Annotated in this window: 12 protein-coding genes; 2 read left to right on the top strand and 10 right to left on the bottom strand. The window is 76.3% G+C overall.

Annotation, left to right across the window (positions count from 1 at the left end; genetic code table 11):
* Positions 1 to 16: 16 nt before the first annotated feature.
* The 7 genes from ACZ5GH_RS03190 to ACZ5GH_RS03160 all read right to left on the bottom strand — a co-directional run bounded on the left by ACZ5GH_RS03190 (position 17) and on the right by ACZ5GH_RS03160 (position 7552).
* Positions 17 to 670, bottom strand: a complete 654-nt coding sequence (locus tag ACZ5GH_RS03190; protein ID WP_387747559.1) for a D-sedoheptulose-7-phosphate isomerase — start codon at positions 668 to 670, stop codon at positions 17 to 19.
* Entirely contained in the window at positions 670 to 1920 is a 1251-nt protein-coding gene (locus ACZ5GH_RS03185; protein WP_464333352.1) for a glycosyltransferase, read from the bottom strand. Before ACZ5GH_RS03185 ends, ACZ5GH_RS03190 begins: the two co-directional genes overlap by 1 nt.
* 97 nt (positions 1921 to 2017) lie before the next feature.
* Complete coding sequence (locus ACZ5GH_RS03180; RefSeq protein WP_464333351.1) at positions 2018 to 3079, bottom strand: glycosyltransferase family 9 protein; 1062 nt, start codon at positions 3077 to 3079, stop codon at positions 2018 to 2020.
* On the bottom strand, positions 3076 to 3735 hold the full coding sequence (locus tag ACZ5GH_RS03175) for a D-glycero-alpha-D-manno-heptose-1,7-bisphosphate 7-phosphatase (RefSeq protein ID WP_464333350.1): 660 nt from the start codon (positions 3733 to 3735) through the stop codon (positions 3076 to 3078). Before ACZ5GH_RS03175 ends, ACZ5GH_RS03180 begins: the two co-directional genes overlap by 4 nt.
* Positions 3736 to 3769: 34 nt before the next feature.
* Complete coding sequence (locus ACZ5GH_RS03170; RefSeq protein WP_464333349.1) at positions 3770 to 4834, bottom strand: glycosyltransferase family 2 protein; 1065 nt, start codon at positions 4832 to 4834, stop codon at positions 3770 to 3772.
* Positions 4831 to 6501 carry a carbamoyltransferase family protein gene (locus ACZ5GH_RS03165; RefSeq protein ID WP_464336788.1) on the bottom strand — a complete coding sequence of 557 codons (1671 nt, stop codon included), beginning with the start codon at positions 6499 to 6501 and terminating at the stop codon, positions 4831 to 4833. Before ACZ5GH_RS03165 ends, ACZ5GH_RS03170 begins: the two co-directional genes overlap by 4 nt.
* A 91-nt stretch (positions 6502 to 6592) precedes the next feature.
* Positions 6593 to 7552, bottom strand: a complete 960-nt coding sequence (locus ACZ5GH_RS03160; RefSeq protein WP_464333348.1) for a UDP-glucuronic acid decarboxylase family protein — start codon at positions 7550 to 7552, stop codon at positions 6593 to 6595.
* A 498-nt stretch (positions 7553 to 8050) separates the two neighbouring features.
* Here ACZ5GH_RS03160 and ACZ5GH_RS03155 point away from each other — a divergent pair, with 498 nt between their 5' ends.
* Positions 8051 to 8659, top strand: coding sequence for a response regulator transcription factor (locus ACZ5GH_RS03155; RefSeq protein ID WP_387747571.1), 609 nt, complete (start codon positions 8051 to 8053; stop codon positions 8657 to 8659).
* Positions 8656 to 9369, top strand: a complete 714-nt coding sequence (locus ACZ5GH_RS03150; RefSeq protein ID WP_464333347.1) for a helix-turn-helix transcriptional regulator — start codon at positions 8656 to 8658, stop codon at positions 9367 to 9369. Before ACZ5GH_RS03155 ends, ACZ5GH_RS03150 begins: the two co-directional genes overlap by 4 nt.
* A 59-nt stretch (positions 9370 to 9428) precedes the next feature.
* Here the strand turns inward: ACZ5GH_RS03150 and ACZ5GH_RS03145 are convergent, their stop codons facing one another.
* From ACZ5GH_RS03145 to ACZ5GH_RS03135, 3 genes are read right to left on the bottom strand one after another with little or no spacing between them, the layout of a single operon-like run.
* Positions 9429 to 16658 (bottom strand): amino acid adenylation domain-containing protein, encoded by a 7230-nt coding sequence (locus tag ACZ5GH_RS03145; RefSeq protein WP_464333346.1) that lies wholly within the window; start codon positions 16656 to 16658, stop codon positions 9429 to 9431.
* On the bottom strand, positions 16655 to 23152 hold the full coding sequence (locus ACZ5GH_RS03140; RefSeq protein WP_464333345.1) for an amino acid adenylation domain-containing protein: 6498 nt from the start codon (positions 23150 to 23152) through the stop codon (positions 16655 to 16657). Before ACZ5GH_RS03140 ends, ACZ5GH_RS03145 begins: the two co-directional genes overlap by 4 nt.
* Entirely contained in the window at positions 23139 to 24134 is a 996-nt protein-coding gene (locus ACZ5GH_RS03135) for a TauD/TfdA family dioxygenase (RefSeq protein ID WP_387747579.1), read from the bottom strand. Before ACZ5GH_RS03135 ends, ACZ5GH_RS03140 begins: the two co-directional genes overlap by 14 nt.
* Positions 24135 to 24195 lie beyond the last annotated feature (61 nt).

Genomic DNA, 24195 nt, shown 5'->3' with positions numbered 1-24195 from the left:
ACCACGGGCGGCCCGTTCACGCGACCTCACCCGCCGGCCGGGCGCCGTCGGCCGGGGCCCGCCCGCCGGCGCGGCGGGCCAGCGCCGCGTCGAACGCCTCGCAGACCAGGTGGAGGGCCATCAGGTGGACCTCCTGGACGGTGGCGGTCGCCTCGGAGGCGACGGCGAACGTCTCGTCGGCCCGCTCGGCGAGCGGGTTGGGTGCCGGGCCCGTCATCGCCCACACCCCGAGGCCGGACCTACGGCCGACGTCGGCGGCCCTGAGCAGGTTGCCGCTGCGCCCCGAGGTCGACATCAGGACCAGCACGTCGCCGGGCCTCCCGTGTGCGGCCACCTGGCGCGCGTACACCTCCTCGAAGCCGTAGTCGTTGCCGATCGCGGTCAGCGCGGAGGTCTCGGCGTGCAGGGCCAGCGCGGAGAACGCGGGGCGCTCCACGCGATAGCGGCCGACGAGTTCGGCGGTGAGGTGCTGGGCCTGCGCGGCACTGCCGCCGTTGCCCGCGACGAGCAGGCGCCCACCGGCGGGCAGCAGGCCGGCCAGGGCCTGGCCCCAGCTGGTGAGCAGCGGAAGCTGCCCGCCGCGCAGGGCCCGCACCGCGTCCTCCAGCGCGGCGCAGTGCCGCTGGGCCTCGGCGAGGTCGTGCGCCGACTCGTGGAAGTGAGCGCTCATCACAGTCCTCCCGACGGTGCCGCGGTACGGGCCTGCGGATCGGGGGCCACGGGGTGGGGGCGCACCGCCTCCCGGTAGATCCGCTCGGTGCTCGCCGCGACCCGCTCCCAGCTGTAGGAGGCGAGGACGCGCCGGCGTCCGGCCGCCCCGAAGTCACGGCGCAGCCGGTGGTCGCCGAGCAGCCTGGCGGCCGCGGCGGCCAGCGCCGCACCGGACCCGCTGGGCACCAGCAGGCCGGTCCGGCCGTCGGCGACCGTGTCGAGGTGGCCGCCGACCGCGGTGGCGACCACCGGCACGCCGCACGCCATCGCCTCCAGCGGGACGATGCCGAACGGCTCGTAGTGCGCGGGGCAGACCACGAGGTCGGCGCTGCGCAGGAGCGCCGGCATCCGGGTGTTGGGCACGCCGCCCAGCAGGACGAGCCGGTCGGCCACTCCGTGCTCGACGGCCAGCGCGCGCAGCCGCCGGCACTCCGGATCGGCGTCCAGGCGTTCGGCCGGGGGGCCGCCGGCGATCACCAACTCGGTGTCGGGCAGCCGGGCGAGCGCCTCCAGGGCGGTGGCAACGCCCTTGCGCGCGACGAGCCGTCCGACCATGAGCAGCCGGTGCGGTGCCGAGCGCGGTGCCACGTCGCCCTGCGGGCTGAACCGGTCGGGGTCGACACCGCACGGCACGATCCTGACCCGGTCGGTGGGTACGCCCATCGCGAGGAGCTCGGACACCTCGTCGCTGCAGGTGGCGATCACACGGGTGGCGGTGCGGCCGAGGTGCGACTCCAGCCCGATCCGCTGGGCGGGGCTGCTGTCCTCGTGGCCCTGGTGGCGGCGTTTGACCGTACCGAGCGCGTGGTAGGTGTGGGCGACCGGTAGGCCCAGGTGCCGGGCTCCGCGCAGGGCGGCCAGCCCCGACATCCAGAAGTGCGAGTGCACGATGTCCGGTCTGCGGCGGGTCCAGTAACGCGCCAGATGGTCCCCGAACTCGTCCATGTAGGGCAGCAGTTGGTCCTTGGGGACGGGGCGGGGCGGTCCGGCCGGCACGTGGTGGACGACGACGCCCGGACGCATCGCGACCTCCTCGGGCGATCCGGCGCGGTCGCGCCGGGTGTGGACGACCACCCGGTGGCCCAGGTCGGCCAGGGCGCCGGCGAGTGCGGCGACGTGGACGTTCTGGCCTCCGGCGTCCACCCCGCCGAGCACGGCGAGCGGGCTGGCGTGTTCGGACACCAGGGCGACGGTCAGGGGCCGGTTCACCGGGTCACCTCATCGGTCAGGCGGTCCCGGTCCGCCGGGAGCCGCTCCTCGGCCGTCCCGGTCGTCCGGGAGCCGTGCACGTGCCTCAGCAGGGTGTTCATGAGCTCACCTTTCCGGTGCTCGGCCGGGCGGGCGGGAACTGCCCGCCCGGCACCGCTCCGTTCGTCAACCGGCCCACCGCCGCCGCGATCTGGATGCCGGTCAGGGTGTCCAGGCAGGGATGGCCCTCGACGGGGCAGACCCTGGCCCGGCTCGCGGCGCACGGCGCGTCCTGCCGGCCCAGCAGCAGGTGCGGCACGCCGAACGGACGCCAGCGCTCGGCCGGCACGACCGGGGAGAACAGGCTCACGACCGGGGTGCCGACGGCGGCGGCCAGGTGGGCCGGACCGGTGTTGCCGGCGACCACGGCGTCGGCCGCGGCCAGCACCGCCGACAGGCCCCTGAGGTCGGTGCGGCCGCCGAGGTCCAGGGCGTGCGCCCCCGCGACCTCGGCGGTGAGTTCCTTCTCCGCCGGGCCGCCGGTCACCACCACCCGCCGTCCGGAGTCCGCCAGGGCGCGCACGGCGGCCGCGAGCACCGCGGGACCGGCGGCGCGGGCGGGAACGGCCGCGCCGGGATGGACCACCACGTACGGGTCCGGACCGGTCAGGTGCCGCAGGTCGGGCGGCGGCAGCACCCGCAGCCGGCCGTCGTCGTGCGGGGGGAGCGGGAATCCGGCGGCCCGGGCCAGGTCGAGGGCCGCTTCGGCCTCGTGCCGGCCGGGCGCGCGCCGGTGGCGCAGATCGAGCAGCGAACCCGGGTAGTCCTCGCAGTCGGCGGCGATCCAGGCCACGCCGGCCAGCCGGAGCAGCAGGGCGGTGGGCAGCGGGCTCTGATGGAAGGACGTGAGCACGAGGGCGCGGTCGAATCGCTGCCGGGCGAGGTCCGCCACGACCGCCCGGATGTCCTCGGCCTCCAGCGGGGGCGGGTCGAAGCCGACCCAGGGGGCCTCCCAGACGACGGTCCGGTCGACGCCGGGCAGCAGCTCGGCCGCCGCGGCGCCCCGGGGCCCGCAGAGCACGGCCACGTGCGCGGAGGAGCCGGCGACGGCCCGCACGGCGGGCCCGGCGAGCAGCACGTCGCCCGCGCTGTCGAGGCGTACGACGAGGGTCCTCGTCATGCGGCCCGCCCGGGGGGAAGGAGGTGGTGCAGCGCGGTCCCGACGGCAGCGACGAGATCGCTCGCGACGGTCCTCGCCGCGGCCGTCTCCTCGGCGCGGGTGGCGGCGTTGGGCACCAGGACGGGGAACGCCCCGGCGGCCTCGGCGGCGGCGCCGTCGGAGCCGATGTCCCCGATGACGACCGCCCGCCGGGGCGGGACGCCCAGGACCCGGCAGGCGGCCAGCACCAGCCCGGGCGCCGGCTTGCGGCAGCGGCAGCCGTCCTCGGGGCCGTGCGGGCAGACGGCCCAGACGTCCACCGGTCCGAGCAGTTCCTCGACGCGCCGGTTCACCGCCTCGACCTGCTCCCGGGTCAACAGGCCGCGGGCCACCCCGGACTGGTTGCTCACGACGCCCACCAGGATCCCGGCCGACCGCACGGCCGCGACGGCGTCGGCCGCGCCGGTCACCGGACGGACGGCGCCCGGATCACCGTTGTACGGCACGTCGTGGACGAGCGTCCCGTCGCGGTCGAAGAGCACGGCCGTACGTGGTGTCCCCGGACGGTCCGCGGCACCCGCGGGCCCGGTCGTACGGATCCATGGCAGCAGGCCGTCCGGAGCCGGGCGCCCGGGCACGGGCCCGGCCGGCGCGGTGGAGTCGGTGGGAACGGTCATGGGGGTGTCCTCCTCGGCTGCGCGGCTACGGGGCTCAGTGGTGGGCCGGAACCGGTCGTCCGCCGCCGGCCCGGTGCGCGGGCCCGGGCCCGGCGTCCGGCGCGGGCCGCCAGGGCGCCACGCGGCGGTGCCGCAGAAGGCCCGCGGCCCAGTGGTAGCCCGCGGCGGGCGGGATCGCCGCGCTGGTGAGCAGCATCGTGGTGACCTCGTCCGCGAGCCGCGGCCCGGGCGCGATCCTCGCCAGCGCGAACTCCCCGGTGCCCGCCAGCCAGAGCCCGGCGAGCGCGAGCGAGGCGCGGGGGCGGCGGGCCAGGGCGGCGACGGCGGCGCCGACCGCGCAGCCGGTGACCGCCAGGTGCCGGGGGAGCCGGCCGCGGGGGGCTCCGGCCCGGTGCCACCAGTGCCGCCCGTGGAGGCGGTTCATCAGGACGTCGTCCGCGTTGCCCGCCTGCTGGCGCAGGGAGACCCAGCGGTCGGCCGGCCGGACGGGGTGCAGGGTGGTGCGCGCGCCCTGGGTGAGGTGCCAGCCCGCGTCGAGGACGCGCAGGGCCAGGTCGGCGTCCTCGCGGAAGGCCCTGCGGAAGCGCTCGTCGAAGCCGCCGACCTGCTCCAGGGCGGTGCGGCGGTACGCCATGTCCGCGGTGATCCACAACGATCTGGCGAGCCCGGCCGTCGACCGCTCCCAGTCGGTCGGCCGCCGGTCGTCGGGCAGCGGCACCACGATGGTGCCCTGGCTTCCGCCGGTGCGCCGCCCGCAGGCGGCGAGGTCGGCGGCGAGGTCGGCCCGCCAGGTCGGTCCGGGCACGGTGTCGTCGTCCAGGAAGGCGATCCACTCCTGTCCGACGCTCCGCCAGCCGGCGTTGCGGGCGGCCGCGGGGCCGTTCCCGCAACCCGCCACCACCGAGGTCCGGTCCCGGAGGGACGGCGGGACCTCGACGTCCAGCGGCCCGCAGTCGGTCAGCGGGCGGTCGTCCACCAGGACCACGCGTTCCGGCGCCGGCCCGCGGGCCCCGGCGAGGGCGGCGAGGGTGACGGACAGGCTCGGCCGGCCGAGCGTGGGTATGACGACGGCGTACGAGGGGCCGGTGCCGTGCGTCATGCCCGGGCCTCCGTCCGGTCCGGCCCCGCGAACAGGGCCCCTCGGCGGACGACGAACGGGCCGAGGGCGAGCAGGTCGACCGGCGCGGAGCCGAAGCACTCCAGGGCGTCCCGGACGTCGTCCACCATCGGGCGCCCCGCCGTGTTGAGGCTGGTGTTGACGACGACGGGGAGGCCGGTGAGCAGCTCGAACCGCTCCAGCATCCGTGCCGTCAGGGGGTCGTCCAGCGGATCGACGGTCTGGATCCGGGCCGTGCCGTCCACGTGGACCACGGCGGGGATCCGGTCGCGCCACGCGGGTGCGACCTCGTGGACGAACAGCATGTAGGGGCTCGGGTGCCGGCCGTTGAAGATCTTCTGCGCCCGGTCGGCGAGGACCATCGGCGCGACGGGCCGGAACTGCTCCCGCCCCTTGACGTCGTTCAGCCGTTCGAGGTTCGCGGCCCGGCCGGGGTGGGCGAGCAGCGAGCGGTGCCCGAGCGCGCGCGGGCCGAACTCGGACCGGCCCTGGAACCACGCGACGATGCCGTCCGCGGCGAGCTCCCGGGCCACCTCGGCGGCGACGTCCTCCGGCCGTTCGTAGGGGACGGCGGCGCCGCGCAGCCAGTCCTCCAGCTCCCGGTCCGACCAGCCCCGGCCGAGGTCGGCGCCGGGCATCGGTTCCGGCTGGTCCCCGGCGGAGGCCGCGAGGTGCAGCGCGGCGCCGAGCGCGGTGCCGGCGTCGCCGGCGGCCGGTTGCACCCAGACCCGTTCGAACGGGCCCTCGGCGGCGATGCGGGAGTTCGCCACGCAGTTCAGGGCCACCCCGCCGGCCATCGTCAGCAGCCGGTCGTGGGTGCGCCCGTGCAGCCAGCGGGCCAGGTCCAGCAGCACCTCCTCGAGCACCCGTTGCGCGGAGCACGCGAGGTCGGCGTGGGCGGTAGTCCAATCCTGGCTGGGCCGCAGGGCCGGTGCGAACTCGGCCCACGGCACGCCGGCGGCGCGGAAGCCGCCGTCGCCGGTGGAGTGGACGTACCGGCGGAGTTCCGCCACCGAGGTCGGCGAGCCGTACGAGGCCATCGCCATCACCTTGTACTCGTCCGAGGACCGGAGGAATCCCAGGTGCTGGGTCAGCTCCTCGTACACCAGGCCCATGGAGTGCGGGAGTTCCTGGGCCGCGAGCTGGTGCAGCCGCGGCCCCTCCCGGCGGGCGGCCAGGTGCGACGTCGCCTCGCCCCGGCCGTCGAGCACCAGGACCGAGGAGGGGTCGGTGTTCCCGTCGGCGGCGAACGCGGCGGACGCGGCGTGCGCGACGTGGTGCGGGACGAACCTGACCTTGGCGGGGTCCAGTCCGGGCAGCGCCTCGGCGAGGAAGTTCGGGGCCTCGCGGGCGTAGGTGAGGCGCACGTGGTCCCAGGGGTCGTCCAGGCCCAGCTGCTCGGCGGGCCGGGCGAGTGCCGGGTCGAAGGAGTAGCCCACCAGGTCGAGGTCGCCGGGGCGGATGCCCGCGTGGTCCAGGCACCAGCGGGCGGCCTGTTCGGGCAGCTCCCAGGCGGAGAAGGGCAGCGGACGCTTGCCGTGCTTGCGGCGGCTGAAACGCTCCTCCTCCGCCGCCGCCACCGTCCGCCCGTCGATGACGAGGGCGGCGGCAGGGTCGTGGAAGAGGGCGTTGATGCCGAGAATGCGCATGGTCATGACGGCCTTCCGGATCGGCGGCGGGCCCCGCACGTCAGGTGGAGGGTCGGGTCGGGGAGGACTGCTCAGGCCTCGGGTGCTCGCGTCAGGCCTCGGGGTGCTCGCGGAACCAGGCGATGGTGCGGGCGAGTCCCTCGCGGGCGGGCACCGTCGGTTCCCAGCGGAGCTTCCCGCGGGCCAGGGTGATGTCCGGGCACCTGACGGCGGGGTCGTCGGTGGGGCGCGCGATGAACTCCACCGTCGACGTGGAACCGGTGAGCTCGATGACGAGCCTCGCCAGGTCCAGCATGGTGATCTCGGTGTCGTTGCCGAGGTTCACCGGGCCGGCCAGCTCGGAGCGGGCCATGGCGAGGATGCCGTTCACGGTGTCGCTCACGTAGGTCAGGGAGCGGGTCTGGCTGCCGTCGCCGGTCACCGTCAGGGGCTCGCCGGCCAGCGCCTGGCGGATGAACGTCGGCACCGCCCGCCCGTCGTGGGACCTCATCCGGGGCCCGTAGGTGTTGAACAGGCGGACGATCGCGGTGTCCACCCCCTCGGCGGCGGACTCGGCCGTGGTCAGCGCCTCGGCGAACCGCTTCGCCTCGTCGTAGACGCTCCGCGGACCGACCGGGTTGACGTTGCCCCAGTAGGTCTCGCTCTGCGGATGCTGCAGCGGATCGCCGTAGACCTCCGAGGTCGAGGTGAGCAGGAACCTCGCGCCGTGCCGCTGGGCCAGGGCCAGCGCGTTGCGGGTGCCCAGGCTGCCCGCGTCGAGGGTGTGGACCGGGAGCCGGAGGTAGTCGCTGGGCGAGGCGGGGGAGGCGAGGTGCAGGACGAGGTCCACGGGCCGGTCGATCTCCAGCCGGTCGGTGACGTCCGCCTCGCGGAGCTCGAAACCGGGGCGGCCCAGCAGGTGGCGCACGTTGGCCGGGGAACCGGTGCAGAAGTCGTCGACGCAGGTGACGGCATGGCCGAGCCGGACGAGTTCCGTGCACACATGGGAACCCACGAAGCCGGCCCCTCCCGTCACGACGGCATGCATGTGGTCGGTCGGCAAGCTGCCCATGGAATTCCTTTCGGTCGTCGCGGACTTGCGGCCCGCGGTCCCCGGACCAGCTTTGGCGGACCTGGGGGCGTTCCGCCAGTCGGACCGCCCGCGTCTCGGGTTCCGGCCCGCGCACCCCCCCGCCGCGCCCGCGGGCCGCCGCCGCCCCGCCCGCCCTGCCGCCCCCCGGCGCGGCGGCAGGCCGCGGACGACCGCGAACGGACGGCCGCCGCCGACCGGGCCGGTACTCCATCCGAACGAACCCCGGCCGTCCCGGCCGGGCCGCCGAGAACCTGGGGGCGATCCCCCCATGCGGCCCCGGGCCGGCGTGCGCCCGGCCCGGGAAGCACCGCGCACGACGGTGTCCCGCGGGGCCGCCGAGGCCTTCCCCGGGGAGCGGGGAGGGGCCGCCTCGGCCGTGGGCGGAATGCGGGGGCCGATCCCCCATGCGGCTCCAGCCGGGCCCGACCGATGCTCAGGGCCCAAGAGGACTCGCCGCGCCGATCGAGGAGCCGCTCCATGGGGAACGCCCTGTCCGTCCGCGTAGTCGCACTGGATCCCGTCCTGGAGGCGGGAGCCGCCAGCACCCTGGGCAACAGCCCGGAGGTCACGCTGGCGCTCCCCAACGAGCCCGCCCAGGTCGCCGTCGTGATCGTCGACCAGGTGGACCGCCCGGCCCTGGACCTGGTCACCACCACCCGCGAACGGTCCCAGCGGCCCGAAGTGGTCCTGGTGGCCACCGAACTGGACGCCGCCGACGCGCGCCAGGCCGTCACCGCCGGTGCGGCCGGACTGCTGCGCCGCCGCGAGGTGACCGTCGACCGCCTGGTGCGCACCGTGCTCACCGCCGCGGGCGGCGACTGCACCATGTCCGCCGACCTGCTCGACGAACTGCTCGACCACCGGGAGGGCGGCGTCCGCCCGTACGCCGGCGGCCCGGGCCTCAGCGACCGGGAACGCACCGTGCTGCAACTGGTCGCGGACGGCCGGGAGACCGAGGAGATCGCCCGCGAACTGAACTACTCGGTGCGGACCGTGACGACCGTGCTGCGCGACATCACGCAGCGGTTCCGGCTGCGCAACCGCGCCCACGCCGTCGCCTTCGCGCTGCGCGGGGGCCTGCTGTGAGCGGCGCGGCGGTGGCCGAGGTTCCGGCCGGGCCCCTGACCGGCGCCTCGTACCCGGCCGCGCCGGCCGCGCCGGCCGACCGGGCCCGGACCGGCGCGGGCCACCGGTTGCGCGCCCACCTCCGGACCGCCGACCTCGCCGGGTACGAGGCCCTGGCCGACGCGCTGAGACGGGCCGGCGTGGAACTGCTCGGCAGCCGCCCCGTCGACGGACCACCGGGCGCGGTCACGGTCGCCGTCGGCGGGACGGTCGAGGAGGCCCTCGGCATCTGCCCGCCGCCGGGAGGGTCCGGGGCCGGGTCCGGGGTGCTGCTGGTCGCCGAACGCTTCACCGCGGGCGGGGTGCTGCGGGCCGTGCGCTCCGGCGCCCGGACCATGCTGCGCGCCGGTGACACCGCCCCGCACCGGCTGGCCGCCGCCGTGCGCACCGCCCGGCACGGGGAGGGGATGATCCCGCAGGGCGTGGTGCTGCGGCTGTTCCCCGTCGGGGGCGAGGAACCGGGGGCGCAGCGCCCCGGAACGCCGCTGACCGCCCGGCAGTCCCTGGTGCTCGCCCTGGTGGCCGAGGGCTACGACAACGCCGCGATCGCCCGGACGCTGTCCTGCTCGCAGCACACCGTGAAGAACGCGCTGTACGACCTGATGGCCCGGCTCCAGGTCCGCAACCGCGCCCACGCGGTGGCGCACGCCGTCCGGGCCGGCCTGATATAGGGCGTGTCTGCCGGGCCGGTGGGGCGCCGTCCCCGGCGCCCCACCGGCCCGGCCGCCGGTCACTCCCGGGCGTCCGGGGCGATCACCCGCTCGATCACCGCCGCCAGCTCGCCGACCAGGGGCGGCTTCACCACCCCGAAGTGGTCGCCCGCCATCCGGTGCACGGTCACCTCGCCGGCCGCCAGCTCCCGCCAGCGCGCCAGGTAGTCGGCGAACTCGGTGCCGTAGGCCACCTCGTGGCGTCCCTGGGCGAGTTCGTCGCTGGCGATCAGGTGCAGCCCCCCGGCGTACCGGCGGTGGCGGTAGGTGAGGCACATCTCCATGACCTCGCGCCAGATCCGGGCGGACGGCAGCCACACCTCGTCGGCCCCGTGCTCGGGCAGCACGATGCCGATCTCCGGGTCGACGTCGTCGACGATGTGGTCGAGCAGTTCCAGGGTCTCGCGCCGCAGCTCCGAGGTGTCCTGCTCCGGCGGGGCGGCGGCGAGTGCCTCCAGCTTCTCGACACAGCTCTCGATCAGCCGGAACTCCCGCCACAGCTGCGGGCTGTCGTGGCTGTCCAGACCGGGGTCGAGCAGCAGCAGGACGACCTCCTCGCCCTCGGCGGTCAGCCGGTGCGCCAGCTCGCTGGCGATGCCGCTGCCGCCGCACCAGCCGAACAGCCGGTACGGCCCGTGCGGCACGGCGGCCCGCAGTTCGGCGAGGTAGCGCTCGGCCATCCGCTCCGTCGAGGGCGCCGGCCCGGTGGCGGCCTGCAGACCCGGCCAGGCGAAGGCGAGGACCGGTTGGTCGGGGTCGAGGTGCTCGACCAGCGGCCGGTACCAGTGGGCGCTGCCCCCGCCGGGGTGGACGCAGACCAGGACCGGCCGGCTGCCGGTGCGCCGCAGCCACAGCAGCGCCTGCGAGCCGTCCCCGCCGGCCGCGGCGGCCAGCCCGGCCACCGTGTGGTGCTCGGTGAAGGACCGCACGGTCAGCTCGACGCCGTGCCGCTCGCGCAGCAGGGCGGTGATCCGCAGGATCGCCAGCGAGTGCCCGCCGAGGGCGTAGAAGTCGTCGTGGACCCCGACCTCCGGCAGGCCCAGCACCTCGGCCCAGACCTCCGCGACGGCCCGCTCGGTCGGGGTGCGCGGAGCGACGGACTCCTCGGCCGCGACGGCGCCGGAGGGCTCCGGCAGCGCGGCCCGGTCGAGCTTTCCGTTGGCGGTGAGCGGCAGGGCGTCGAGGACCACCCAGGCCGAGGGGACCAGGAAGTCCGGGACCCGCTGCCGCAGCAGGGCGCGCAGCGCGACGGGGTCGAGGCCGCCGGCGGCGTCGGTCGCGTCGGGATCCGGGACGAGGTAGCCGACCAGGTTCCGGTTCCCGTCCGCTCCCGGCCGGGCGGCGGCCGCCACCGCCCGGACCCCCGGGAGCTCGCCGAGGGCGGCCTCCACCTCGCCGAGTTCGACGCGGTGCCCGCGGATCTTCACCTGGTGGTCGCGGCGGCCGATGAAGTGCAGGGTGCCGTCGGGGTCGCGCCGCACGAGGTCCCCGGTGCGGTACATCCGCGCCCCGGGCCGGGCCCCGGTCGGGTCGGGGACGAAGGCCTCGGCCGTCAGGTCCGGCCGGCCCAGGTAGCCCCGGGCGAGACCGGGGCCGCCGAGCAGCAGTTCGCCGACCACCCCGAAGGGCACCGGGTTCAGCTCCTCGTCGACCACGGCGGCGACGGTGTCGGTGATCGGCCTGCCGATCGGCAGCGCGCGTTCGGCGTCGGCCGCGGTCAGGCCGGGCCGGACGGTGCTGAAGGTGGTGCACTCGGTGGGCCCGTAGACGTTGCCCACCGGCGCGCCGTGGGCGAGGGCGGTGCGGACGTGGGAGGGCGAGAGGGCGTCGCCGCCGGTGAGCAGGTTGCGCAGGCCGGCGAGCGCCTCGGGCCGGGTCTCGACCACGTGGTTGAAGAGGCCGGTGGTCAGGAACAGGCTGGTCACCCCGTGCCGCCGCAGCACCTCGGCCAGTCCGTCCGCGTCGGTGGCGCCGGGCGGGCTGAGGGCGAGGCGGGCGCCGTTGCACAGCGCTCCCCAGACCTCGAAGGTCGAGGCGTCGAACGCGAGCGGGGCGTGCTGCAGCAGCACCTCGTCCGGGCCGAGCTCGGCGTAGTCGGCGTCGTGGACCAGCCGCACCACTGCCCGGTGGGTGATCTGGACCCCCTTCGGCCGTCCGGTCGAACCGGAGGTGTAGGTGGTGTACGCGAGGTGGTCGGGGCAGAGCGGCACCTCGGGCCGGCCCTCCGGCTGGCCGTCCAGCGCCGTCCACTCCGGGTCCAGTACGACTGTCCGCAGGCCCGGGCGGTCGGCGAAGCGGCCGGCGTGGCGGGCGGTGGTGGCCAGCACGGTGGTTCCGGCGTCGGTCAGGACGAATGCGATGCGGGCGTCCGGGTACGCCGGGTCCAGGCAGAGGTAGTACCCGCCGGCCTTCAGGACGCCGAGCATCGTGACGACGGCCTCGATGCCGCGCTCCAGGCAGACCGCGACCGGGACGTCCGGTCCGACGCCGAGCGAGCGCAGCAGGTGGGCGAGACGGTCGGACCGCTCCTGGAGCTCACGGTAGGTCAGCTGCCGCTCGCCGTCCTCCAGGGCGACGGCTCCGGGGTCGGAGCGCTCGTCGATCAGCCGGGGCACGGTCACCTCGGGCAGCGGCCGGGCGGTCCGGGGCTCGGCGGTCGGCCGCTCCAGGGCGGGGGCTCGGAAGGTCCGGGGGTCGCCCTCCGGGTCCGTCACCATCGCGGTGAGCACGCCGAGGAAGGCCTCGGCGGCGGCCGCCAGCCGGTCCCGGCCCAGCCAGCCCGGGCGGCAGGTCATCCGCAGCTCGCCGGGGAAGGTCCAGACGTCGAAGGTGAACTCGTTCGGGCTGTCGTCGGTCACGTCGCCGATGCCCTCGGCGTGGTCGTCCAGCACGTGGAAGTCGAGGTAGCCGAAGACGACCTCGACCAGCGGGGAGCCGTCGCCGAAGGACTGCTGCATGGCGGGCAGCGGGTAGCGGCGGTGCGGCCACAGCGCCAGCTCCTCCGCGAAGACCGAGCCGACCAGCTCCCGCCAGCTCGCGGCCCGCAGGTCGACGGCGAACGGCACGGTGTTGAGGTACATGCCGCGCACCTGGTCGCCGTCGGCCAGTTCGGGCCGGCCGTTGGTCACCGCCCCGGCGAAGAAGCGGCGCTGGCCGCTGAGCAGTCCGAGCACCGTGAGGTGCGCGGTGTACAGCACGCTCTTGAGGGAGGCCCCGGACGCGGCGGCCAGGCGGCGCAGGTCGGGCTCCAGGTGCGCCCAGGACAGCCGCACCTCGGTGGCGGGCAGCGCCGCCTCCTCGGGCGCGGTGTCGGCGGGCAGCCGGAGCCGTTCGAAGCCGGTGATCCGCCGGCGCCAGAACTCGGCGTCCTGCGCGGACCGCAGCGCCCGGCGCTCCAGCGCGATGAAGTCGGCGTAGCGCGCCTCGGGCGCGGTGGCCGGCGGGATGCCCGGGTCGTCGCGCAGGTCCCGGTAGGAGGCCCGCAGTTCGGCGATGACCGAGTGGTGGCTCCAGCCGTCCAGGATGGCGTGGCACTCCACGTGGGTGAGCAGCCACTCCCGGTCGCCGGTGCGGTGGACGTGGTAGCGCAGCAGGGGGGCCCGCTTCACGTCGAAGGGCGTGCGCTGGGCCTCGGCGCGGAACCGCCGGACCTCCTCCCGCTGCTGTTCGGGGGTCAGGTCGCGCAGGTCGTGCACGGTGACGGGCGCCTCGACGGCGTCGGCCGGGTGCACCAGTTGGAGCGGTTCGGAGTAACCGGAGAGGTCGAAGGAGGTGCGCAGGATCTCGTGGCGGGCGACCACCCGCCGCACCGCCTCCCGGAGGGCCGGCTCGGAGAACGGGCCGTCGTCGACGACCTGGAAGGTGCTGACGTTCTGGTAGGTGTTGCGCTCGGGGTCGGCCAGCATCTCGAAGACCATGCCGACCTGGACCCGGCCCATCGGGTAGGCGTCGACCAGGCCCTCCGGCAGCCGTTCGCGGTCGGCGTCGGCGAGCAGCTCGAACGGCCGGACGAGGGTGTCCCGGGGCTCCCGGTCCTCCTCCCCGGCGCGCGCGGCCACCGCCCCGGCGAGGTCGGCCACGGTCTGCCGGGTGAAGACGTCCTGCACCTCCAGGGGGACGCCCCGGGCGCGCAGGGCGCCGACCGCCCGGATGGCGCGCATGGAGTCGCCGCCGAGCTGGAAGAAGCCGTCCAGGACGCCCACCCGGTCCAGGCCCAGGGCGCCGGCGAACGCCTCGGCGAGGGTCCGTTCCAGGGCGTCCCGGGGTGCGACGTACTCCCCGGCGAGCGCGGAGCGGCTGCCGTCGGGGGCGGGCAGGGCCCGGCGGTCGGTCTTGCCGCTGGGGGTGAGCGGCAGGGCGTCGTGCAGCAGCCAGTGGGCCGGGTGCAGGGCGGCGGGCAGCCGGTCGTGCAGGTGCTCGCGCACCGCGGCCGGGGCGACCGTGCGCGGGGCGAGGTGGGCGACCAGCCGGCCGTCGTGGACGGTGACGGCCGCCGCGGCCACGCCCGGCGCGGAGGCCAGGGCCGCCTCGATCTCGCCGGGCTCGACCCGCTGGCCGCGGATCTTCACCTGGTCGTCGAGCCGGCCGAGGTACTCGATCGCGCCGTCGGGCCGCAGCCGGGCGAGGTCGCCGGTGCGGTAGAGCCGCTCGCCGGGCGCGGTGGCGAACGGGGACGGGACGAAGCGCTCCGCGGTCAGACCCGGCCTGCCCAGGTAGCCGCGGGCCAACTGCACGCCGCCGAGCAGCAGTTCGCCGGCCACGCCGATCGGGACCGGCCGCAGCCCGGCGTCCACCACGTAGGTGCGGGTGTTGGCGATCGGCCGGCCGATGGTGACCGGCTCGCCCGGCAGGCAGCGCAGGGCGGTGACGTCCACCGCGGCCTCGGTCGGGCCGTACAGGTTGTGCAGCTCGCAGCCGATCCGCCGGTGCACCGCCTCGGCGAGCTCGCTCGGCAGGGCCTCGCCGCTGCAGACCATCCGGCGCAGGTCGGGCAGGTCGGGCAGGTCCGCGGCGAGGAACTCGCGCAGCATGGACGGCACGAAGTGCACGGTGGTCACCCGCTCCGCGGCGACCAGTTCGGCGAGGTGGGCCGGGTCCCGGTGGCCGCCGGGTTTGGCGAGCACCATGGTCGCCCCGGTGGCCAGCGGCCAGAACAGCTCCCACACCGAGACGTCGAAGCTGGTCGGCGTCTTGTGCAGGACCCGGTCGTCGGGGCCCAGCCGGTAGGCCTCCTGCATCCAGTGCAGCCGGTTGACGATCGCCCGGTGCTCCACCACGACGCCCTTGGGGCGGCCGGTGGAGCCGGAGGTGTAGATGACGTACGCCGGGTGGGCCGGCCCGGCGAGCGGGGCGGGGTCCTCGGCGGGAAGGCCGGACACGTCCTCGGCGACGTCGACCAGGACCGCGTCGCCGTCGGCTCTCGGAGTCCCGGCCGGGTGGCCGGCGTGGCCGATCATCACCCGGGCGCCCGAGTCGGCCAGCATGAAGGCCAGCCGCTCGGCCGGGTAGTCCGGGTCGAGCGGCAGGTAGGCGCCGCCCGCCTTGAGCACGGCGAGCAGCGCCACCACCAGCTCGGCGCCGCGGTGCAGCCGCACCCCGACCACGGACTCCGGGCCCACGCCGAGGGCGCGCAGCCGGTGCGCCAGCCGGTTGGCCCGGGTGTTCAGCTCCGCGTAGGACACGGTGACGCCCTGGTCGCGCAGGGCGGGGGCGTCCGGGGCGCGGTGGGCCCGGCCCTCGACCAGGGCGGTGAGGGTCCCGGTGGGGTAGTCGCGGGCGGTGTCGTTCCAGGTCTCCAGCAGCAGGGTGCGCTCGGCCGCGGGCAGCACCTCCAGGGCGTCGACGGGCAGCTCCGGCGCGGCGACGGCGCTCGCCAGCAGCTCGGCCAGCTGGGCGGCGAAGCGTTCGACGGTGGCGCGGTCGAACAGGGCGGAGGCGTAGGTGATCCCGCCGGCCAGCGAGCCGTCCGGCTGCTCGGTGAGGCCCAGGGTGAGGTCCACCTTGGCGCTGCTCTCGCCGACCGGCAGGCGGCCGACGGTCAGTCCGCCGGCCGGCACGTCGGCGGCGGTCGACGCGTCCTCCCACAGCAGCATCGTGGTGAACAGCGGGTTGCGGGACGGGTCGCGCTCCGGGACCAGCTCGTCCACCAGCAGCTCGAACGGGAGCTCCTGGTGGGCGTAGGCGTCCATCGCGCCCTCGCGCACCCGGCGCAGCAGCCCGGTGAAGGACGGGGCACCGGACAGGTCCGTCCGCAGGACCAGGGTGTTGAGGAACAGGCCCACCACGGACTGGAGTTCGGTGCGGTCCCGGCCGGCCACCGGGGTGCCGACGGCCACGTCCCGCTGCCCGCTCCAACGGCCGAGCAGCACGGCGTAGGCGGCCTGCAGGGCCATGAACGGGGTGGCGCCGTGCTCCCGGGCCAGCGCGGAGAGCCTGCCGGCGACGTCCGCCGGGACGGCCACCGGCACCTGGGCGCCGGCCGGGTCCCAGACCGGCGGCCGGGGCCGGTCGGTGGGCAGCTCCAGGGGGGCGAGACCGGCCAGCCGCTCGCGCCAGAAGGCCAGGTGCCGTTCGGACGGCTCGGCGGCGAGCCGCTCGCGCTGCCAGACGGCGTAGTCCGCGTACTGGAGGGGCGCGACTTCCGCGGTCGCCTCCGGGGCGCCGGTGGAGGCCGCGGCGTAGCGGGCGGTGAACTCGGCGACCAGCAGGTCCTCCGACCGGCCGTCGGCCGCGATGTGGTGGAAGGTCAGCAGCAGGGCGTGCTCGTCCTCGCCGAGCCGGGCCAGGGCGGCGCGCAGCACCGGCCCGGTGGCGAGGTCGACCGGGCGGCGCTCGGAGCTGGTCAGGGCGTCGATCCGGGCCTCGGCGGCGGTGCGGTCCAGCCCGCTCAGGTCCAGCTCGTCGAGCTCCACCGGGGCCGGGTCGTCGACCAGCTGGACGGGTTCGTCGCCGATCACCGGGTAGCGGGTGCGCAGCACCTCGTGCCGGGCCGGCAGGGCGTCCAGCGCGGTGTGCAGGGCCCGGCGGTCCAGGGGGCCGCGCAGGCGCAGGGCGGCGGTCATCAGGTACTCGGTGCCGCCGGGCCGCATCCGGTCCAGGATCCAGAGCCGGCGCTGGGCGGAGGAGAGCGGCAGGGGGCCGGTGCGGGGGGCCCGGCCGATGGCGTCGGCCGGGCGGGGCGCGGCCCCGCCCTCCAGCCGGCGGCGCAGCAGCTCGGCGCGCCGGGCGGCGCGGTCAACGGACTCGCTCACAGAACACCCTTCCGGGACAGGAGGTCCTCGATCTCGTCATCGGTCAGCCGGTCGATGTCGGCCTCGACGGCCTCCTCCACCGCCTCGGCCAGGGCGGCCACCGTGGTGGCCTCGAACAGTCGGCGCAGCGGCAGGTCGACCGCGAAGGCCTCCCGCAGGGCGGCGAGCACCCGGGTGGCGAGCAGGGAGTGGCCGCCGAGGGCGAAGAAGTCGTCCTGGGCGCCGACCCCGGGCAGGCCGAGGACCTCGGACCAGATGGCCGCGAGGGCCTCCTGCACCGGGCCTTCCGGGGGCAGGTGGTCGGCCGTCCGCTCGGTGCCGGCCGGGGCGGGGTCCGGCAGGGCCCTGCGGTCGACCTTGCCGCTGGAGGTCATCGGGAACTCCGCCAGCGGGGTCCAGCGCGCGGGGATCATGTACTCGGGCAGCAGGTCGCGCAGGTGGGCGCGCAGGTCGGCGACCGGCGGGACCTCCGCGCCGGGCCGGGCGACCAGGTAGGCGACCAGCTGCCGCTCGCCGGGCGCGGTGGGCGCCGCGACGACCACGGCCTCCCGCACCGCGGGGTGCCGGGCCAGCGCCGCCTCGATCTCGCCGAGCTCGATCCGCAGGCCGCGCAGCTTGACCTGGCGGTCGATCCGGCCGAGGAACTCGATGGCACCGTCCGGGCGGCGCCGGACCAGGTCGCCGGTGCGGTAGAGCCGCTGCCCCGGCGCGGTGGCGAGCGGGTCGGGGACGAAGCGGTCGGCGGTCAGCCCGGGCCGGCGGTGGTAGCCGCGGGCCAGGCGCACCCCGCCGAGGCAGAGTTCACCGGGCACCCCGACCGGGACGGGCCGCAGGTCGGCGTCCAGGACGTGGGCCCGGGTGCCGGCCACCGGCCGTCCGATCGGCAGCGCGGCGGAGGCCTGCCGGCCGGCTTCCTCGGCGGCGTCCACCGGGTGGAGCAGGCAGGTGACGGTGGCCTCGGTGGGGCCGTAGTTGCACAGGAAGCGGCCGGGCAGGCCGGTGTCGGCCCAGCGGCGGGCGTCGTCGACGGTGACGACGTCGCTGCCGACGTTCATCAGCTTGAGCGCGGTCAGCCGGCCGAGGTCGGGGGAGTCCAGGACGGCCCGGTAGTAGGCGGGGGTGATCTCGAGGACCGTCACGCCGTACTCGGCGAGCCGGGCGGGCAGTTCGGCCGGCGTCCAGAAGACCGGGTCGCCGACCACGATGGTGGCGCCGGCGACCAGGGTGGCCGCGATCTGGTCCATCGCGACGTCGAAGGTGAGCGCGGAGAGCAGGACGACCCGCTCGCCCGGGGCGATGCCGTAGGCGTCGGCGATCACCCGGCAGTGGTGGGCGTAGGAGCGGTGCTCGATCATCACGCCCTTGGGGCGGCCGGTCGAGCCCGAGGTGTAGATGACGTAGGCGAGGTTGCCGGGCCCGGCCAGCGGCACCGGGTCGGTGTCGGCGCCGGCGTCCGGGTCCGCGTCCGGGCCGGTGGCGTGAGCCGGCTCGGTCCGCCCGCCGTCCGGCCCGGGCTTGTCGTCGACCAGGACGGTCCGGTGCCGGCCGTCGGCCGTGCGGTCGGCGAACTCGGTGGTGGTGACCACCAGGTCGGCGCCGGCGTCGTCGAGCATGAAGGCCAGCCGCTCGGCCGGGTGCCGGGGATCGAGGGGGACGTACACGCCGCCCGCCTTGAGCACGGCCACCAGGGTGACCACGGCGGCCACGCTGCGCTCCAGGCAGGAGGCGACCACCGTCTCCGGCCCGACGCCGAGCCGGCGCAGCCGGTGCGCGAGGCGGTTGGCCCGGGCGTTCAGCTCGGCGTAGTCGATCCGCTCCTGCCCGGCGATCAGCGCGACGGCCCCGGGGGTGCGGCGGGCCGCGCGCTCGATCAGCTGCGGTACGCACAGCCCGTGGTCCTCGGCCGGGTCGAGGACGGCGGTGCGGTGCCCGTCCGGGTCCGGCCACCGTTCGAGCAGCTGGTGGCGCTCCTGCGCGGTGAGCAGTCCGAGGTCGCCGATCCGGGCGTCGGGGGCGGCGGCGACGGCGTGCAGCAGGGTCAGGTAGTGCCCGGCGAGGCGGTCCATGGTGGCCCGGTCGAACAGGGCGGTGGCGTACTCGAACCAGACCCGCAGCAGGCCGTCCTCGTGCTGGGTGACCGTCACCGTGAGGTCGAACTTGGCGACGGAGGGCCCGGCGTCGATCCACTCGGCCGCGGCCCCGCCGAGGGCGGTGGGCAGGTCGTCGGCGTGCTGGAGCTCGAACATCACCTGGAACAGCGGGTTGCGGGAGAGGTCGCGGTCCGGCCGCAGGGCGTCGACCAGGTGCTCGAACGGCACGTCCTGGTGGGCGAGCGCGTCGGCGGACGCCCGGTGGACCTGCTGCAGGAGGTCGGTGAACCGCGGATCACCGGCCAGGTCGGTGCGGATCACCAGGGTGTTGGTGAAGAAGCCGACCAGGTCCTCGGTCTCGGGCCTGGTCCGCCCGGCGACGGGGGTGCCGACCGCGACGTCCTCCCGTCCGGTGTGGCGGCCCAGGAGCAGCTGGAAGGCGGTCAGCAGCAGGACGAACGGCGTCACCCCGCTGCGGCGGGCCAGCTCGGTCAGCTCGCGGCCGAGCCCGGCCGGCACGGTGGTGTCGAAGGTGGCGCCCCGGGTGTCCCGGACGGTGGCCCGCAGCCGGTCGGTGGGCAGTTCGACGGGCACCAGGCCCGCCAGCCGCTCCCGCCAGTGGTCGAGCTGCCTGGTGAGCTCGCCGGAGTCCTCCCGCTCGCGCTGCCAGACCGCGAAGTCCGCGTAGTGCACCGGCTGCGCGGCCAACGGCGACGGCCCGCCCGCCGCGAGCGCGCGGTAGGCCCGGTCGAGGTCGGCGAGCAGCAGACCGGTCGACCAGCCGTCGCAGACGATGTGGTGCAGGGTCAGGGCCAGCAGGTGGTCCTCGGGGGCGATGCGCACGACGGTGACGCGCACCGGCCACTCGGCCGCCAGGTCGAACGGGCGGCTGCCGGCCTTGGCCGCCAGCTCGTGCGCCTGCGCCTCGGCGTCGGGGGTGGCGGCGAGGTCGACCAGCCAGAACGGCACCGGGCCCGGCGGGTCGATCACCTGGCGGGGGTCGCCGTCGTTGGGCAGGTAGTGGGTGCGCAGCACCTCGTGCCGGGCGGCGACGGCATCCACCGCGCCGCGCAGCGCGTCGACGTCCAGCGGGCCGCGCAGCCGCACGGCGAGCGGGACGAGGTACTCGTCGCTGCCGGGCTCCAACTGGTCGAGGAACCAGAGCCGTTGCTGGCCGAAGGAGAGCGGCATCCCGCCGGTGCGCGGCACCGGCCGGATGGCGGGCCCGGCGTCGGCGGCGGTGGCGCCGGCCGCGTCGACCCGGGCGGCCAGCGCGGCGACGGTGCGGGCGCCGAACAGGTCGCCGACGGTCAGGTCGACGCCGAGCGCCCGGCGCAGCCGCAGGACCATCCGGATCGCCACCAGCGAGTGGCCGCCGAGGGCGAAGAAGTCGTCCTCGGCGCCGACCCGGTCCACCTCCAGCACCTCGGCCATCGCCTCGGCGACGGCCCGCTCGGTGGCGGTGCGCGGGGCGGTCCAGGGGCGGCTCGCGTCGCGCTGCCGGCCCTCGCGCGAGGGCAGCAGCTTGCGGTCGACCTTGCCGCTGGGGGTGAGCGGCAGTTCGTCCAGTTCCAGGACGGCGGAGGGCACCATGGCCTCCGGCAGCCGGGCGGCCAGGTGGGCGCGCAGCTCCTCGGCGGTGGCGGCCGCGCCGGGGGCGGGCACCACGTAGGCGGTCAGCTCCAGGTCCCCGGCGGCCGACCGGTGGGCGGCCACCGCGGCGGCCCGGACGGCCGGGTGCAGGGCGAGCGCCGCCTCGATCTCCCCGGGCTCGATCCGCACCCCGCGGACCTTGACCTGCTCGTCCAGCCGGGCCAGGAACTCCAGCGCGCCGTCCGCCCGGCGGCGGACCAGGTCCCCGGTGCGGTACCAGCGCTCGCCGGGGGTCAGCGGGTACGGGTTGGGCGCGAAGCGCTCCGCGGTCAGGCCGGGCCGGCCGAGGTAGCCGCGGGCCAGGCCGACGCCGGCCACGCACAGCTCGCCGGGCACGCCGACCGGTACCAGCCGGTCCTGGGCGTCGACGACGTGGACCCGGGCCCCGGTGAGCGGGTGGCCGATCGGGACGATGCCGTCCCGCTGGGAGCCGTCGTGCGGCCAGGCGGTGGAGTCGATGGCGCACTCGGTCGGGCCGTAGGTGTTGACCACCCGGACGTCGAGCAGGGCGCGCAGCCGCTCGCAGAGGTCGGCGGGCAGCGGCTCCCCGGCGGAGCAGACCACGCGCAGCGCGGTGCAGTCGGCCAGGCCGGGCTCGGCGAGCAGCAGCCGCAGCACCGAGGGGACGAGCTGCAGCACGGTGACGCCGTGTTCGGCGGCGGCCCGGGCCATCACGGCCGGGTCGCGGTGGGCGTCGGCCGGGGCCGTCACCACGGTCGCGCCGCTCACCAGCGGGGAGAGGAACTCCCAGACGGCGGCGTCGAAGCCGATCGTGGTCTTCTGCAGCAGCCGCTCGCCGGGGCCGAGGTCCAGGTGCTCGACCGACCAGAGCACCCGGTTGCGGATGGCCGCGTGCGGCACGACCACGCCCTTGGGGCGGCCGGTCGAGCCGGAGGTGTACATCACGTACGCGGCGCCCGCGGGGTCGACGGGCACGGGTGCCGCGAGGGCTTGCGCGGGCTCGGACCCGTCGCCGTCCAGCAGCACCAGCCGGGGCCCGTCGGGCAGCCGGTCGCGCAGCGACTCCTCGGTGAGCACCAGGCCGACCCCGGCGTCCTCGACCAGGTAGGCGAGCCGGTCGGCGGGGTGGTCGGGGGCGAGCGGCACGTACACCCCGCCCGCGGTGAGCACCGCGAGCAGCGCGGTGACCAGGTCGGCGCCCCGGTGCAGGGCGACCCCGACCGGGGTCTCCGGGGTGACCCCGAGCCCGCGCAGCCGGTGGGCCAGCCGCCTGGTCCGGTCGGCGAGTTCGGCGTACGTCAGCTCCAGCGGGCCGGCCACCACGGCCACCGCGTCCGGGGCGGCCTCCGCCCGGGCGAGGAAGAGCTCGGGCAGGGACGGGCCCGACCACAGCCGGTCGGGGTCGGCCTCGGTGCGGTTCCAGGCCCGGAGCGCCCGGGACTCGTCCTCGGTGAGCAGCTCCAGCCGCTGCACGGGGGTGTCCGGGTGCTCGGCCAGTTCGGTCAGCAGCCGCAGCAGGTGGCCGGCTATCCGCTCGATCCGGTCGGCGTCGAACAGGGCGGTGGGGTAGAAGAGGCGCCCGCTGAGCGAGCCGTCCGCCTCCTCGGAGAGGTGCAGCGAGAGGTCGAAGGGGGAGGTGGTGACGGTCGCCGGGACGAGGTCGACGTCCAGGCCGGCGAGCCGGAACGGCTGGGCGTCGGTGGTGTGCAGGGCGAAGGCGGCCTGGAAGACCGGGTTGCGGGACTGGTCGCGCTCGGGGGCGAGGTCCGCCACCACCCGGTCGAAGGGCACGTCCTGGTGGTCGTAGGCGTCCAGGACGCCCTCCCGGACCCGGCCGAGCAGCTGGTGGAAGCTCGGCGAGCCGGACAGGTCGGTGCGCAGCACCACGGTGTTGAGGAACATGCCGAGCAGCTGTTCCAGCTCGGGCTGGTCGCGGCGGGAGACCGACACCCCGACGGCCACGTCCTCGCGGCCCGCGTGCCGGGCCAGCAGCAGCTGGTAGGCGGCCAGGTACACCATGAACGGGGTGGCGCCGTGGTCGCGGCCGAGCTCGGTGAGCCGGGCGGCGCACTCGGCGGGCACGGTGAAGGTGACGTCGGCGCCGGCCGCGTCCCACCGCGCCGGCCGGTGCCGGTCGGCGGGCAGGTCCAGCGGCTCCAGCCCGGCCAGCCGCTCCCGCCAGTAGCCGCGGCGGCGCTCCATCCGCTCGGCGTCGGCGTCCCAGCGCTCCCGCTCCCACTCGGCGTAGTCCGCGTACTGCAGGGCCGGCGGCTCCAGCGGGGACGGCTCGCCGGCCCGGAACGCGCCGTACAGGGCGTCGAGTTCACGGGCGAGCAGGACCCAGGAGCCGGCGTCGAAGGCGATGTGGTGGACGGTCACCAGCAGGGCCGCGTCGGCTTCGCCGAGCCGCACCAGGGTCAGCCGCCAGGGCGCCGCGGCGCGCAGGTCGATCGGGGTCCGCCGTTCGGCGACGCTCAGCTCCCGCAGCCGGTCCCGCTGGTCGGCCGCCGACAGGCCGGTCAGGTCCACCCGGCGGGGCTCGACCGGGGACGGGTCGTCGACGAGCTGGGAGCCGGCGCCGTCCACCGCGGCGTACCGGGTGCGCAGGATCTCGTGCCGGGCCGCGACCTCGGTCAGCGCGGCCGTCAGCGCGGCCTCGTCCAGCGGGCCGCGCAGCCGGATCGTCTCGTGCAGCAGGTACTCGGTCGAGGCGCCCGAGCGCAGCTGGTCGACGAACCACAGCTGCTCCTGGGCGAAGGAGAGCGGGGGGCCGGTCTCATCGGGTGCCATCGGACGCCTCCCCGGGCGAGTCGGTACGGGCGGCGCGGGCCTGGGCGGCGTCGGCCGCGGACCAGGGCTCGGCCATGGCCACGGCGATCCGCCGCGGTCCGGTGAAGGGCTCGCGGCCGTGCGCCGCCAGCATGTTGTCGACCACCAGCACGTCGTCGAGCTGCCAGTCGAAGCGGCGCTGCTCCGCGCGGTAGCAGTCCCGCAGGTGGGCGACCACCTCGTCGGGCACCGGTGCGCCGTCGCCGTAGTAGGTGTTGGTGGGCAGGTCGGCCTCGCCGTACATCTCCCGCAGGCCGTCGCAGACCTCCGGCCCCAGCGTGGTGACGTGGAAGAAGGCGAGGTGGTTGAACCAGACCCGCTCACCGGTCTCCGGGTGCCGGTGCACGGCCTCCCGCCGGGCCCGGGTCCGCAGGCCGGTCGCGGTCCACTCGGCGGTCATGCCGTTGCGGACGCAGTACCGTTCCACCTCGGCCCGGTCCTCGGTGCCGAAGGCCTGCTGCCAGGCCACCCCGAAGCCCTCGGTGAAGTTGCGCACCACCATCCAGCCGCGGGCCGCGAACTCCTCGCGCACCGCCGGGTCGATCGCGGCGTACACCCGGCGGACGTCGGCGAGCGGGGTCGAGCCGAGCGTCTCCGGCGGCCGCACGCAGTGGAAGAACAGCGTCCTGGGCCAGGCGGCCTGGTAGGAGTTCTCGTTGTGGAGGAAGATCTCCTCGGCCGGCGGGTAGTCGGTGGAGGTGTACACCCGGCCCTTGATGGTGCTGCGGGGCGAGGAGCGCTCGGTGTAGGCCAGGGGCTCGCCGGACACCGCGGCGACCACGCCGGCGAACCCGTCGACCCCGCCGACGTCGAAACCGCGCAGCAGGACCGCGCCGTGCTCCAGGAGCCGCCGGCGGAGGAGAGGACGGGCGGCGGGCAGGTACTCGGCCACGGGGGTACCCGGCGCGTCCGCCGACAGGACGAAGGGAAGGGCGGACTCCACGGCACGCTCTCCCGAGGGGTCCGCGGTCACGGACAGGGGTGACGGGTTCGCAGTCATGCGT

This window comes from Kitasatospora sp. Xyl93 (genome assembly GCF_055383135.1).
The sequence above is the reverse complement of the archived record's forward strand: the minus strand, read 5'-3'. Positions and strand labels throughout refer to the sequence as shown.